The 13,322-nt window shown below is 58.1% G+C and carries 9 protein-coding genes; 7 read left to right on the forward strand and 2 right to left on the reverse strand.

From position 1 onward, the window contains the following. The first annotated feature begins 124 nt into the window (after positions 1–124). Positions 125–1,477 carry a molecular chaperone gene (gene yegD / locus HMPREF0201_RS13420; RefSeq protein WP_016537255.1) on the forward strand — a complete coding sequence of 451 codons (1,353 nt, stop codon included), beginning with the start codon at positions 125–127 and terminating at the stop codon, positions 1,475–1,477. A 41-nt stretch (positions 1,478–1,518) separates the two neighbouring features. Here the strand turns inward: yegD and HMPREF0201_RS13425 are convergent, their stop codons facing one another. Together HMPREF0201_RS13425 and HMPREF0201_RS13430 are read right to left on the reverse strand one after the other, a co-directional pair. Then, positions 1,519–1,815, reverse strand: coding sequence for a helix-turn-helix domain-containing protein (locus tag HMPREF0201_RS13425; RefSeq protein ID WP_016537256.1), 297 nt, complete (start codon positions 1,813–1,815; stop codon positions 1,519–1,521). Further along, positions 1,812–1,994 (reverse strand): hypothetical protein, encoded by a 183-nt coding sequence (locus tag HMPREF0201_RS13430; RefSeq protein WP_176580264.1) that lies wholly within the window; start codon positions 1,992–1,994, stop codon positions 1,812–1,814. Before HMPREF0201_RS13430 ends, HMPREF0201_RS13425 begins: the two co-directional genes overlap by 4 nt. Before the next feature lie 270 nt (positions 1,995–2,264). Here HMPREF0201_RS13430 and HMPREF0201_RS13435 point away from each other — a divergent pair, with 270 nt between their 5' ends. Genes HMPREF0201_RS13435 through baeR form a run of 6 tightly spaced genes read left to right on the forward strand, consistent with a single transcriptional unit; the run spans position 2,265 to position 13,246 of the window. Further along, on the forward strand, positions 2,265–3,518 hold the full coding sequence (locus tag HMPREF0201_RS13435) for an MdtA/MuxA family multidrug efflux RND transporter periplasmic adaptor subunit (protein ID WP_016537258.1): 1,254 nt from the start codon (positions 2,265–2,267) through the stop codon (positions 3,516–3,518). Next, positions 3,518–6,640 carry an MdtB/MuxB family multidrug efflux RND transporter permease subunit gene (locus HMPREF0201_RS13440; RefSeq protein ID WP_016537259.1) on the forward strand — a complete coding sequence of 1,041 codons (3,123 nt, stop codon included), beginning with the start codon at positions 3,518–3,520 and terminating at the stop codon, positions 6,638–6,640. The genes HMPREF0201_RS13435 and HMPREF0201_RS13440 overlap by 1 nt, the downstream gene beginning before the upstream one ends. Further along, entirely contained in the window at positions 6,641–9,724 is a 3,084-nt protein-coding gene (gene mdtC / locus HMPREF0201_RS13445) for a multidrug efflux RND transporter permease subunit MdtC (RefSeq protein WP_016537260.1), read from the forward strand. Continuing rightward, on the forward strand, positions 9,721–11,136 hold the full coding sequence (gene mdtD, locus HMPREF0201_RS13450) for an MFS transporter (RefSeq protein WP_016537261.1): 1,416 nt from the start codon (positions 9,721–9,723) through the stop codon (positions 11,134–11,136). Before mdtC ends, mdtD begins: the two co-directional genes overlap by 4 nt. Beyond that, positions 11,133–12,527, forward strand: a complete 1,395-nt coding sequence (baeS, locus tag HMPREF0201_RS13455) for an envelope stress sensor histidine kinase BaeS (RefSeq protein WP_016537262.1) — start codon at positions 11,133–11,135, stop codon at positions 12,525–12,527. Before mdtD ends, baeS begins: the two co-directional genes overlap by 4 nt. Then, positions 12,524–13,246: an envelope stress response regulator BaeR gene (gene baeR, locus HMPREF0201_RS13460; RefSeq protein ID WP_016537263.1), complete on the forward strand. Its 723-nt coding sequence runs from the start codon at positions 12,524–12,526 to the stop codon at positions 13,244–13,246. Before baeS ends, baeR begins: the two co-directional genes overlap by 4 nt. Positions 13,247–13,322 lie beyond the last annotated feature (76 nt).

Here is a 13,322-nt window from a genome sequence, read left to right on the forward strand (position 1 = left end):
CATCGACTATTTATCATACTGCTAAACGGCGATTTCTGCCTTGCTTTGATATTCAGTTGCCCGCGGCCCGCCATTCGGCTAAAGTCGCCCCCCTTCTCACCGGCATGGGGATAAATAAACAAAAATGAATATTGGTTTTGACTACGGAACGGCGAACTGCTCGGTCGCAATTATGCGCGACGGCAAGCCACAATTACTGGAGATGGAAAACGGCTCGTCGCTGCTTCCCTCCATGCTTTGCGCCCCGACTCGTGAAGCGGTGAGCGAATGGCTTTATCGCCATCACGAAGTCCCGGCTACCGGGGATGAAACCCAGGCGCTACTGCGCCGGGCGGTAAGCTACAACCGCGAAGAAGACATAGAAGTGCTGCCGGGCAGCGTGAAGTTTGGCCTGGACTCGCTGCGCCAGTATATGGAAGACCCGGAAGAGGTTTACTTCGTTAAATCACCGAAGTCATTCCTCGGCGCTACCGGCCTGAAACCGCAGCAGGTTGCGCTGTTTGAAGACCTGGTTTGCGCCATGATGCTGCATATCCGCAAGCAGGCCGAAAGCCAGCTGACCGAAAGCATCAACCAGGCGGTTATCGGCAGGCCGATTAACTTCCAGGGGCTGGGCGGCGAAGACGCCAACCGGCAGGCCCAGGGGATTCTGGAACGCGCAGCGCACCGGGCAGGCTTCCGCGATGTGGTGTTTCAGTTCGAGCCGGTAGCGGCCGGGCTGGATTATGAAGCCACTTTGCAGCAGGAAAAACAGGTGCTGGTAGTCGATATCGGCGGCGGCACCACGGACTGCTCGGTATTGCTGATGGGGCCGGAGTGGCACCATCGTCGCGACCGCGAGCAAAGTCTGCTGGGCCACAGCGGCTGCCGCGTTGGCGGTAACGACCTCGATATTATGCTGGCCTTCAAGCAGCTGGCTCCCCTGCTCGGCATGGGTGGCCAGACGGAAAAAGGCATCGCGCTCCCGGTTCTGCCGTGGTGGAACGCGGTAGCAATAAACGACGTTCCGGCGCAAAACGACTTTTACAGCGCAGCTAATGGCCGCTCGCTCAATGAGATGGTGCGCGACTCACGTGAGCCGGAGAAAGTGGCCTACCTGCAAAAAGTCTGGCGTCAGCGCCTGAGCTACCGGCTGGTACGTGCGGCGGAAGAGAGCAAAATAGCCCTTTCCGACAGCCAGCAGGTTGCCACTCTGCTGCCGTTTATCGCCAAAGAGGTGGGCTGTGATATCAGCCAGCAGGCGCTGGAAACCGCCATCAGCCAGCCGCTGCAGCGCATTCTGGAGCAGGTTACGCTGGCGATGGAAAACAGCAGCGCGAAGCCAGAGGTGATTTACCTCACCGGCGGCAGCGCTCGCTCACCGCTGCTTAAACATGCGCTTGCGCAGCAGCTTCCCGGCATCCCAATTGCGGGCGGCGATGACTTCGGCTCCGTAACCCAGGGGCTGGCCCGCTGGTCGGAGGTTGTCTTCCGCTAATCTATGTTCTAAAACATCAACCGCAGGCTTCCTGCGGTTTTTTATATCCGAAACTGCTTCATCCCTTCCGGGAACTCAAGCTGCAGCGAAAGCCTGCCGCCCAGCGCCTCAACATAGCGCTTCAGGGTCAATACTTTTAAATCATTGCCGCGCTGCTCTATCGCCGCTATTGCCGGTTGGGACACGCCCATTTTTTGCGCCACCTGCTTCTGGGAAAGCCCCAGATCTTCGCGTACCAGCTGTAAACCCGTTTCCAGAATCAGCGCCTCGGTCAATTTATGAATTTCGGCCTGATCTTCTGGCGAAAATTCGGCAATCACTTCCGTTAACGTTTTCATTTTATTTTCTCCTGCTCCGCAAGATGGAGCGCGAACTGCGTATCCGCCAGCGGCCTGCTTAATTCCGGCCCCCAGAAACCTATGTTGCCGAAGGCTGCCGCCAGTCTTTTACGCAAGGCCAGCGGCTGGGCCTGATACCAGAAATAAAAGTAATCTGTAAAAATAACAGTCCATATCATGACCAACTCCATAAACTATAGTTTATAAAAGAAAGATAAACTACAGTTTATTTTTCAAGTCGTGACATGGCTATCGGTTAATCACATGATTGGGAACGGGCTCGGAAGAAGGTTGTTTTAGAGCACGAATACGCTCATCAAAACGCCGTGCTTCGGCGATATCTTACTAATCTGACAGTATTTCATATTTCCTCCATCATTGAGGGGCTATCGATTACTAAACTAGTATCATCAACGAATAATCGTTTCAGGAAGAGAACTCGCCACATTATGAAAGGCACGCACACACCTCGCTGGTTATGGATTGCAGGACTCATTCTCGTTGCTATTGCTGCGGCCTGGTTCTGGCACAGCCATACGGCTTCGTCCGATGCTCAACCCCAGGCTAAGGCCGGGCAATCACATTCCCAGGGCGGGCGTCGCGGCATGCGCGGTGCGCTGGCACCCGTTCAGGCGGCAGCGGCAACCAGTGAAGCCGTGCCTCATTATCTGACGGGCCTCGGCACCATCACCGCCGCCAATACCGTTACGGTTCGCAGCCGCGTTGACGGGCAGCTTCTGGCTATCCACTTCCAGGAAGGCCAGCAGGTTAAAGCCGGAGATTTGCTGGCAGAGATTGACCCAAGCCAGTTTAAAGTCGCCCTCGCTCAGGCCCAGGGCCAGTTGGCAAAAGATCGGGCTACGCTGGCAAACGCCCGCCGCGATTTAGCCCGCTACCAGCAGTTGGTGAAAACCAATTTAGTTTCCCGCCAGGAGCTGGACACGCAGCAGTCGCTGGTTGACTCCAGCGCCGGAACGGTCAAAGCGGATGAAGCCGCCGTAGCCAGCGCTCAATTGCAGCTCACCTGGAGCCGCGTGACCGCTCCGATAGACGGCCGGGTTGGCCTGAAACAGGTCGATATCGGCAACCAGATTTCCACCAGCGACACCAACGGCATCGTGGTTCTGACCCAGACACACCCGATTGACCTGGTGTTTACCTTGCCGGAAAGCGACATCGCTACTGTCATTAAAGCGCAGAAAGCAGGCCAGACGCTCAGCGTAGAAGCGTGGGACCGTACTAATTCTATCAAGCTCAGCAGCGGCAAGCTGTTAAGCCTGGATAACCAGATAGATGCCACCACCGGCACCATCAAGCTCAAAGCACGTTTTGATAACCAGGACGATGCCCTGTTCCCGAACCAGTTCGTCAACGCCCGCATGCTGGTAGACACTCAGGAAAATGCGGTGGTTATTCCTGCCGGGGCGCTGCAAATGGGCAATGAAGGCCACTTTGTCTGGGTGCTGAACAGCGACAATAAAGTCAGCAAGCATCTGGTCACGCCGGGGATTCAGGACAGCCAAAAAGTGGTGGTCAGCGCCGGGCTTTCTGCCGGTGACCGGGTCGTGACGGACGGCATAGACCGCCTGACGGAAGGCGCTCAGGTTGAAGTTGTTGCGCCGCACAGCGCGGATGCGGATACCGCCGCCAAACCGGCCGCTGAAACAAAAACCGGCCGTAAACATAACGGAGCGGGTTCCTGATGCAGGTGTTACCTCCAGGGGCTACGGGCGGCCCTTCCCGCCTGTTTATCCTGCGCCCGGTAGCCACCACGCTGTTGATGGTGGCCATTTTGCTGGCGGGGATTATCGGTTACCGCTTCCTGCCCGTTTCGGCGCTGCCGGAAGTTGACTACCCGACCATTCAGGTAGTGACGCTTTACCCTGGCGCCAGCCCGGACGTCGTGACCTCGGCGATAACCGCGCCGCTGGAGCGGCAGTTCGGCCAGATGTCCGGCCTCAAGCAAATGTCTTCCCAAAGCGCGGGGGGCGCATCGGTCGTCACGCTCCAGTTCCAGCTAACCCTGCCGCTGGATGTCGCCGAGCAGGAAGTACAGGCGGCTATCAATGCGGCGACTAACCTGCTGCCGACCGACCTGCCAAATCCGCCGGTTTACAGCAAGGTTAACCCGGCTGACCCGCCGATTATGAGCCTCGCCGTTACCTCAAGCGCTCTGCCGATGACTCAGGTTGAAGACATGGTTGAGACCCGCGTTGCGCAGAAAATTTCGCAGGTTTCCGGCGTCGGGCTGGTTACGCTCTCGGGCGGCCAGCGCCCTGCGGTGCGGGTTAAGCTTAATGCTCCTGCGATTGCCGCCCTGGGCCTGACCAGCGAAACCATTCGCACGGCTATTACCAGCGCAAACGTCAATTCGGCTAAAGGTAGCCTCGACGGCCCGGAGCGCGCGGTCACGCTCTCCGCCAATGACCAGATGAAGTCCGCGCAGGAATACCGCAACCTCATCATTGCTTATCAAAATGGCGCGCCTATTCGCCTTGGCGATGTCGCAACCGTTGAACAAGGGGCGGAAAATAGCTGGCTCGGCGCGTGGGCAAATAAGCAACCCGCCATCGTAATGAACGTGCAGCGCCAGCCGGGCGCCAATATTATTGATACCGCAGACAGCATCCGTCAGATGCTGCCGACGCTGACCCAAAGCCTGCCGAAGTCGGTTGAAGTAAAACTGCTTAGCGACCGCACCACCAACATTCGTGCTTCGGTAACCGACACTCAGCACGAGCTGATGCTGGCTATTGCTCTGGTGGTGATGATTATTTACCTGTTCCTGCGCAACGTTCCGGCCACCATCATTCCCGCCGTCGCCGTGCCGCTGTCGCTGGTTGGCACCTTCACGGTGATGGTATTCCTCGACTTCTCTATCAACAACCTGACGCTGATGGCCCTGACTATTGCCACCGGCTTTGTGGTGGACGATGCCATCGTCGTTATCGAGAACATCTCGCGCTATATAGAGAAAGGCGAGAAGCCGATGGCCGCGGCCCTCAAAGGCGCGGGCGAGATTGGCTTCACCATTATCTCCCTTACCTTCTCGCTGATTGCGGTGCTTATTCCGCTGCTATTTATGGGCGATATCGTTGGCCGCCTGTTCCGCGAGTTTGCGGTCACGCTGGCGATTTCAATATTAATCTCCGCCGTGGTCTCGCTGACGCTGACGCCGATGATGTGCGCCAGAATGCTGAGCCACGAATCGCTGCGCAAACAGAACCGCTTCTCCCGCGCCAGCGAGAAAATGTTCGACAATATTATTGCCGCCTATGGCCGTCTGCTAAGCAAGGTGTTAAACCACCCGTGGCTGACGCTTGGCGTGGCATTTGGCACCCTGGCGCTCACCGTCGTGCTGTGGGTGTTCATTCCTAAAGGCTTCTTCCCCATCCAGGACAACGGCATTATCCAGGGCACGCTTCAGGCACCGCAGTCCGTCTCCTTTGCCAGTATGGCGCAGCGCCAGCAGCAGGTTGCAGACGTCATTCTGAAAGATCCGGCGGTTGAAAGCCTGACGTCCTTTATCGGCGTTGACGGCACCAACCCGGCGCTGAACAGCGCTCGCCTGCAAATAAACCTTAAGCCGCTGAGCGAGCGAGATGACCGTATTCCTGTGGTTATCGACAGGCTCCAGCAGAATGTTGCCGGCGTGCCGGGCGTGCAGCTATTCCTGCAGCCAATTCAGGACCTGACCATCGACACCACGGTGAGCCGCACGCAGTACCAGTTCACCTTGCAGGCTACCTCTCTGGAAGAGTTGAGCACCTGGGTTCCGCAATTAGAAGATAAGCTCAAAGAGCTGCCTCAGCTCTCCGACGTCAGCAGCGACTGGCAGGACAAAGGGCTGATGGCGTACGTGAATGTTGACCGCGACAGCGCCAGCCGCCTCGGCATTACCATGTCCGCCGTGGACAGTGCCCTGTATAACGCCTTCGGCCAGCGGCTTATCTCGACGATTTATACCCAGGCCAACCAGTACCGCGTGGTTCTGGAGCACGATACCAGCACTACGCCGGGCCTGAGCGCGCTGGACAATATTCGCCTGACCAGCAGCGACGGCGGCAATATCCCGCTCAGCGCAATCGCCAAAGTGGAACAGCGGTTTGCCCCGCTTTCCATCAACCACCTTGACCAGTTTCCGTCGACCACCTTCTCGTTCAACGTGCCTGAGGGCCAGTCCCTGGGCGATGCGGTTAACGCGATTACCGCTGCGGAAAAAGATCTCTCCCTGCCGTCGGACATTACCACCCAGTTCCAGGGCAGCACTCTTGCCTTCCAGGCCGCTCTGGGCAGCACTATCTGGCTGATTGTCGCCTCAGTAGTGGCGATGTATATCGTGCTGGGCGTGCTGTATGAGAGCTTTATTCACCCGGTCACTATCCTTTCCACTCTGCCAACGGCGGGCGTGGGTGCGCTGCTGGCGCTGATGCTGGCGGGTGCGGAACTGGACGTTATCGCCATCATCGGCATCATTTTGCTGATTGGTATCGTGAAGAAAAACGCCATCATGATGATCGACTTCGCCCTGGCGGCCGAGCGTGAACAGGGTATGGCGCCTTATGAGGCCATTTACCAGGCCTGCCTGCTGCGCTTCCGTCCGATCCTGATGACCACCCTCGCCGCTCTGCTTGGCGCTCTGCCGCTGATGTTATCAACCGGGGTTGGGGCTGAACTGCGCCGCCCTCTGGGTATTGGCATGGTGGGCGGCCTGCTGGTGAGTCAGGTGCTGACGCTGTTCACCACGCCGGTGATTTACCTGCTGTTTGACCGTCTGTCGCACTACACTCGTCGGCGCTTCGGCCGACAGCATGAGGAGGCGTAAGTGAAGTTTTTTGCCCTCTTCATTTACCGCCCGGTGGCGACGATACTGCTGACCGTGGCGATTACGCTTTGCGGCGTGCTTGGCTTCAGGCTGCTGCCCGTCGCCCCGCTGCCGCAGGTGGATTACCCGGTGATTATGGTTAGCGCCTCGCTGCCTGGCGCTTCTCCGGAAACCATGGCTTCTTCGGTGGCAACGCCGCTTGAACGGTCTCTGAGCCGCATCGCAGGCGTGACCGAGATGACCTCCTCCAGCTCGCTCGGCAGTACCCGCATTATTCTGGAGTTTAATTTCGACCGCGATATCAACGGCGCGGCGCGAGACGTGCAGGCGGCAATTAATGCCGCCCAAAGCCTGTTGCCGAGCGGCATGCCTGGCCGCCCGACTTATCGCAAAGCCAATCCGTCGGACGCGCCGATAATGATCCTGACGCTCACCTCCGACACGCTGTCGCAGGGCGAGCTGTATGATTTTGCTTCCACGCAGCTGGCGCAAACCGTGTCGCAAATCGACGGCGTGGGCGATGTTGACGTTGGCGGCAGTTCGCTACCGGCGGTGCGAGTCGATCTCAACCCGCAGGCGCTGTTTAACCAGGGCGTGTCGCTGGACGCGGTGCGCACCGCCATCACCAATGCCAACGTTCGTCGCCCGCAGGGTGCGGTTGAGGACGGCATAAATCGCTGGCAGATCCAGACCAATGACGAACTGAAAAAAGCGGCAGAATATATGCCGCTGATAGTCCACTACAACAACGGTTCGGCGGTGCGGCTTAAGGACGTCGCTAACGTTACCGACAGCGTGCAGGACGTGCGCAACGCGGGCATGACCAACGCCAAACCGGCGATTTTGCTGATGATCCGCAAGTCGCAGGAAGCCAACATCATCGAAACCGTGGACCGCATTCGCGCCAAAATCCCTGAGCTAAGGGAAACGATTCCGGCCTCGATTGATTTACAGGTGGCACAGGATCGCTCCCCCACCATTCGCGCCTCGCTGGAGGAAGTCGAGCAGTCGCTGGTAATTTCCGTTTCGCTGGTCATTCTGGTGGTGTTCCTGTTCTTGCGTTCGGGGCGCGCGACTTTTATCCCGGCGATCGCGGTGCCCGTTTCGCTGATTGGCACCTTTGCCGCCATGTATTTATGCGGCTTTAGCCTGAACAACCTTTCGCTGATGGCATTAACCATCGCCACCGGCTTTGTGGTGGATGACGCCATCGTGGTGCTGGAGAACATTTCGCGCCATCTGGAAGCGGGCGTGAAGCCGATGCAGGCGGCGCTGCAAGGGGTGCGTGAAGTCGGCTTTACCGTACTCTCCATGAGCCTGTCGCTGGTTGCGGTCTTCCTGCCGCTGCTGCTGATGGGCGGCCTGCCGGGGCGGCTGTTCCGGGAGTTTGCGGTGACGCTTTCGGTGGCGATAGGCATCTCACTGGTGGTTTCCCTGACGCTAACCCCAATGATGTGCGGCTGGCTGCTGAAGAGCCGTCCGCCGGAAAAACGAAACAAAAATCGCGGTTTTGGCCGACTGCTGATTGCCATGCAGGGCGGCTATGCCCGCTCGCTAAAATGGGTGCTGAACCATACGCGCCTGGTCGGCGTCGTCCTGCTTGCCACCATCGCGCTTAACGTCTGGCTGTATATCGCCATTCCGAAGACGTTCTTCCCGGAGCAGGATACCGGCAGGCTGATGGGCAATATTCAGGCCGACCAGAGCATCTCCTTCCAGGCGATGCGCGGTAAGCTACAGGACTTTATGAAAATCATTCGTGAAGATCCTGCGGTAGACAACGTGACCGGCTTTACCGGCGGTTCAAGAGTTAACAGCGGCATGATGTTTATCTCCCTCAAGCCGCTGAGCGAGCGAACCGAAACCGCCCAGCAGGTTATCGATCGGCTGCGCGGGAAGCTGGCCAAAGAGCCGGGAGCCAACCTGTATTTAATGGCGGTGCAGGACATCCGCGTTGGCGGCAGGCAGGCCAACGCCAGCTATCAGTACACGCTGCTGTCCGACGAACTAAGCGCGCTGCGAGAGTGGGAGCCAAAAATCCGTAAAGCGCTGGCGGCGCTGCCGGAACTGGCCGACGTTAACTCAGACCAGCAGGATAACGGCTCGGAGATGGATCTTATCTACGACCGCGAGACCATGTCACGGCTGGGAATCAGCGTTTCTGACGCCAACAACCTGCTGAACAACGCCTTCGGCCAGCGCCAGGTTTCCACCATCTACCAGCCGCTGAACCAGTACAAAGTCGTGATGGAGGTTGACCCGCGCTACACCCAGGACATCAGCTCGCTGAACCAGATGTTTGTGATTAATAGCGAGGGCAAGTCGATTCCGCTTTCGTACTTCGCAAAATGGCAGCCTGCGAACGCCCCGCTGGCGGTAAACCACCAGGGCCTGTCCGCCGCGTCCACCATTTCGTTTAACCTGCCGGATGGCGTTTCGCTGTCAGAAGCAAGCGACGCCATCGACCGCACCATGACCTCGCTTGGCGTGCCCTCCACCGTGCGCGGCAGCTACGCCGGTACGGCACAGGTCTTCCAGCAGACGATGAATTCACAGGTGATTCTGATTCTGGCGGCAATCGCCACGGTATATATCGTGCTGGGTATGCTCTACGAGAGCTATGTTCATCCCCTGACTATTCTCTCCACGCTGCCTTCCGCGGGGGTCGGAGCGCTGCTGGCGCTGGAACTTTTCGGTGCCCCCTTCAGCCTGATAGCGCTAATCGGTATCATGTTGCTTATCGGTATCGTGAAGAAAAATGCCATTATGATGGTGGACTTCGCGATTGAAGCTCAGCGCAAGGGCGACCTGACCCCGGAAGAGGCTATTTTCCAGGCCTGCCTGCTGCGCTTCCGCCCGATTATGATGACCACCCTCGCCGCGCTATTTGGCGCATTGCCGCTGGTGTTGACCAGCGGAGACGGCGCGGAGCTGCGTCAGCCGCTGGGGATAACCATCGTGGGTGGCCTTGTTGTCAGCCAGTTGCTTACGCTTTACACCACGCCGGTGGTTTACCTGTTCTTTGATCGACTGAGATTGCGCTTTAGCCGCAAGCCCCGTGAAAGTAAGGCTCTGTCCGTATGATTGATTTGCCCCCCGCCGTTCGCTGGCAGCTATGGATTGTCGCCTTTGGCTTCTTTATGCAGGCGCTGGATACCACGATTGTTAACACCGCCCTGCCCTCTATGGCGCACAGTCTGGGCGTCAGCCCGCTGCATATGCACTCGGTGGTGGTGGCCTATGTACTGACGGTTGCGGTGATGTTACCCGCCAGCGGCTGGCTGGCGGACAGAGTGGGCGTGCGTAATATTTTTTTCACCGCCATTATCCTGTTCACCCTTGGCTCCCTGTTTTGCGCCAACGCCAGCACCCTCAATGAGCTGGTGCTGGCGCGCGTGGTTCAGGGCATCGGCGGCGCGATGATGGTGCCCGTCGGGCGCTTAACGGTGATGAAAATCGTACCGCGCACGCAGTATATGGCGGCGATGACCTTCGTCACCATTCCCGGCCAGGTTGGCCCGCTGCTGGGACCTGCACTCGGCGGCGTGCTGGTAGAATATGCCTCCTGGCACTGGATCTTCCTGATTAATATTCCGGTTGGCATCGTCGGGGCCATCGCTACCCTTTGGCTGATGCCGAACTACACTATGCAGACCCGCCGCTTTGATATTTCTGGGTTCCTGCTGCTGGCGTTCGGCATGGCGGCGCTGACCATCGCCCTCGACGGGCAAAAAGGCCTTGGTATCTCCAGCCAGACCCTGGCCCTGCTGGTAGCAGGTGGAATAATCGCGATTGCGCTTTACCTGTGGCATGCGCGCGGCAACCCCAACGCGCTATTTGACTTAAATCTTTTTAAAACCAAAACCTTCTCAATCGGCCTGTTTGGCAGCCTGTGCGGGCGCATCGGCAGCGGAATGCTACCCTTTATGACGCCGGTATTCCTGCAAATCGGCCTCGGTTTTTCGCCTTTCCACGCCGGACTGATGATGGTGCCAATGGTGCTCGGCAGTATGGGAATGAAGCGTATTGTGGTGCAGGTGGTAAACCGCTTTGGCTACCGCAATGTGCTGGTGGCGGCCACGCTCGGGCTGGCGCTGATAACTCTGATGTTTATGGCCGTCGCGCTGATGGGCTGGTACTACCTGCTGCCGGTGGTGCTGTTCGTGCAGGGCATGGTCAACTCTATGCGCTTCTCCTCGATGAATACCCTGACGCTTAAAGATTTACCGGACGACCTGGCCAGCGGCGGCAACAGCATGCTGTCGATGGTGATGCAGCTTTCAATGAGTATCGGCGTGACCGTGGCCGGGCTGCTGCTCGGCATGTTCGGCCACCAGCAATTGCCCGCCGACGGCGCTCAGGCCCACAGCATCTTTATGTACACCTACTTCTGTATGGCGCTGGTCATTGCCCTGCCCGCCCTGCTGTTTACCCGCGTGCCGAAAGACGGCTCTCAAAATGCCGTTATCGCCCGCCGTAAAAGGAGCGAAACATGAAACTCTGGCGCTCTGGTATTACCAGCAAGTTATTCCTGGCGATTTTCTCCACCTGCCTGCTGCTGCTGGCCATCATGCATTGGGGGGTCCGGCTCAGTTTTGAACATGGTTTTATCGACTACATCAAACGCGGCAACGCCCAGCGGCTTGAGATGTTAAGCGATGCTCTCGGCGAGCAGTACGCGCTTCACGGAGACTGGAAATTTTTACGCCACAATGACCGCTTTGTGTTTCAGATTTTGCGTTCTTTTGAGCGTGACGGCGACGAAGGGCGTGGCCTGCCGCCCCACGGCTGGCGCACCCAGTTTTGGGTCGTTGACCAGAATTATCGCGTGCTGGTCGGCCCGCGAGAAAAGCCGCCGATGGACGGCATGCGTAAAGCAATCAACGTCGATGCCAAAGACGTGGGCTGGGTTATCGCCTCCCCGGTTGAGCGCCTGACGCGCAGCACGGATATCAATTTTGATCGCCAGCAGCGGCGAACCAGCTGGATAATCGTCGCGCTCTCTAGCCTGCTTGCGGCGGCGGCCACCTTCCTGCTCGCCCGCGGGCTGCTTGCGCCGGTAAAACGGCTGGTTGAGGGAACCCATAAACTCGCCGCCGGGGACTTTACCGCTCGCGTGGACGTCAGCAGCGGCGACGAACTGGGGCGGCTGGCCCAGGACTTTAACCAGTTAGCCAGCACGCTGGAGAAAAACCACACCATGCGCCGCGCCTACATGGCGGATATTTCCCACGAACTGCGAACGCCTCTGGCGGTATTACGCGGCGAGCTGGAAGCTATTCAGGACGGCGTGCGCAAATTTACCCCTGAGTCGGTGACCTCGCTGCAAATGGAGGTTGCCACGCTGACCAAGCTGGTGGACGACCTGCACCAGCTCTCGATGTCCGATGAAGGTGCGCTGGCGTACCAGAAGAAATCCCTCGATATCATTACGCTTATCGAAGTGGTTGCCGGGGCGTTCCGCTCCCGTTTTGATTCACGCGGCCTGACCATACGCCTGGCGCTGCCGGACAGCGCGATGATCTTTGGCGACGGCGACCGCCTGATGCAGCTGTTTAATAATCTGCTGGAAAACAGCCTGCGCTACACGGACGCAGGCGGCCAGTTAGTGATTAGCGGCAAAGTAGTAAACCAGCAGTTCGTGATGAACTTCGACGACAGCGCGCCGGGCGTTTCCGACGAGCAGCTGAAGCAACTTTTTGACCGTTTTTACCGCGCCGAAGGGTCGCGAAACCGGGCCAGCGGAGGCTCCGGCCTTGGCCTGTCCATCTGCCAGAACATCGTCACCGCCCACGGCGGTACGCTAAGCGCCGACCATTCGCGTTTGGGCGGGGTTAGCATTACAGTAGAACTTCCTCTGGAAGCCGAAACGTCGAGAACACTATGACCGAGCTACCGATTGATGAAAACACGCCGCGCATTTTGATAGTAGAAGATGAGCCAAAGCTCGGGCAGCTGCTGATTGATTACCTGCGCGCGGCCAGCTATGCGCCCACTCTACTGACCCACGGCGACCAGGTGCTGCCTTATGTGCGCCAGACCCCGCCAGATCTGATCCTGCTGGATCTGATGCTCCCCGGCGTAGACGGCCTGACGCTGTGCCGGGAAATCCGCCGCTTCTCCGAGGTGCCCATCGTAATGGTGACGGCTAAAATCGAAGAGATCGACCGCCTGCTGGGGCTGGAAATTGGCGCGGATGACTATATTTGCAAACCCTACAGCCCACGCGAAGTCGTCGCCAGGGTAAAAACCATTCTGCGCCGCTGCAAGCGCCAGGCCGCCAATATTCCCGGCTCCGAAGAAAGCCCGCTGATCATCGACGAAGGCCGTTTCCAGGCCATATGGCGCGACAAGCTGTTAGACCTCACGCCAGCCGAATTTCGACTGCTAAAAACGCTCTCCCACGAACCGGGAAAAGTGTTCTCACGCGAAATGCTGCTGAATCACCTTTACGACGATTACCGCGTGGTCACCGACCGCACCATCGACAGCCACATCAAAAACCTGAGGCGCAAGCTTGAGGCGCTGGATGCCGATCAATCGTTTATTCGTGCAGTTTACGGGGTTGGCTACCGTTGGGAAGCCGACGCGGGGCGGGTTATCTAACGTTATGGGCGACTACTACTTTTAGTAACTGCCCTGCACGTCAAAAACACTCTACGATGGGTTATTAGCCGGCCTT

This window comes from Cedecea davisae DSM 4568 (assembly GCF_000412335.2).
GTDB lineage: Bacteria > Pseudomonadota > Gammaproteobacteria > Enterobacterales > Enterobacteriaceae > Cedecea > Cedecea davisae.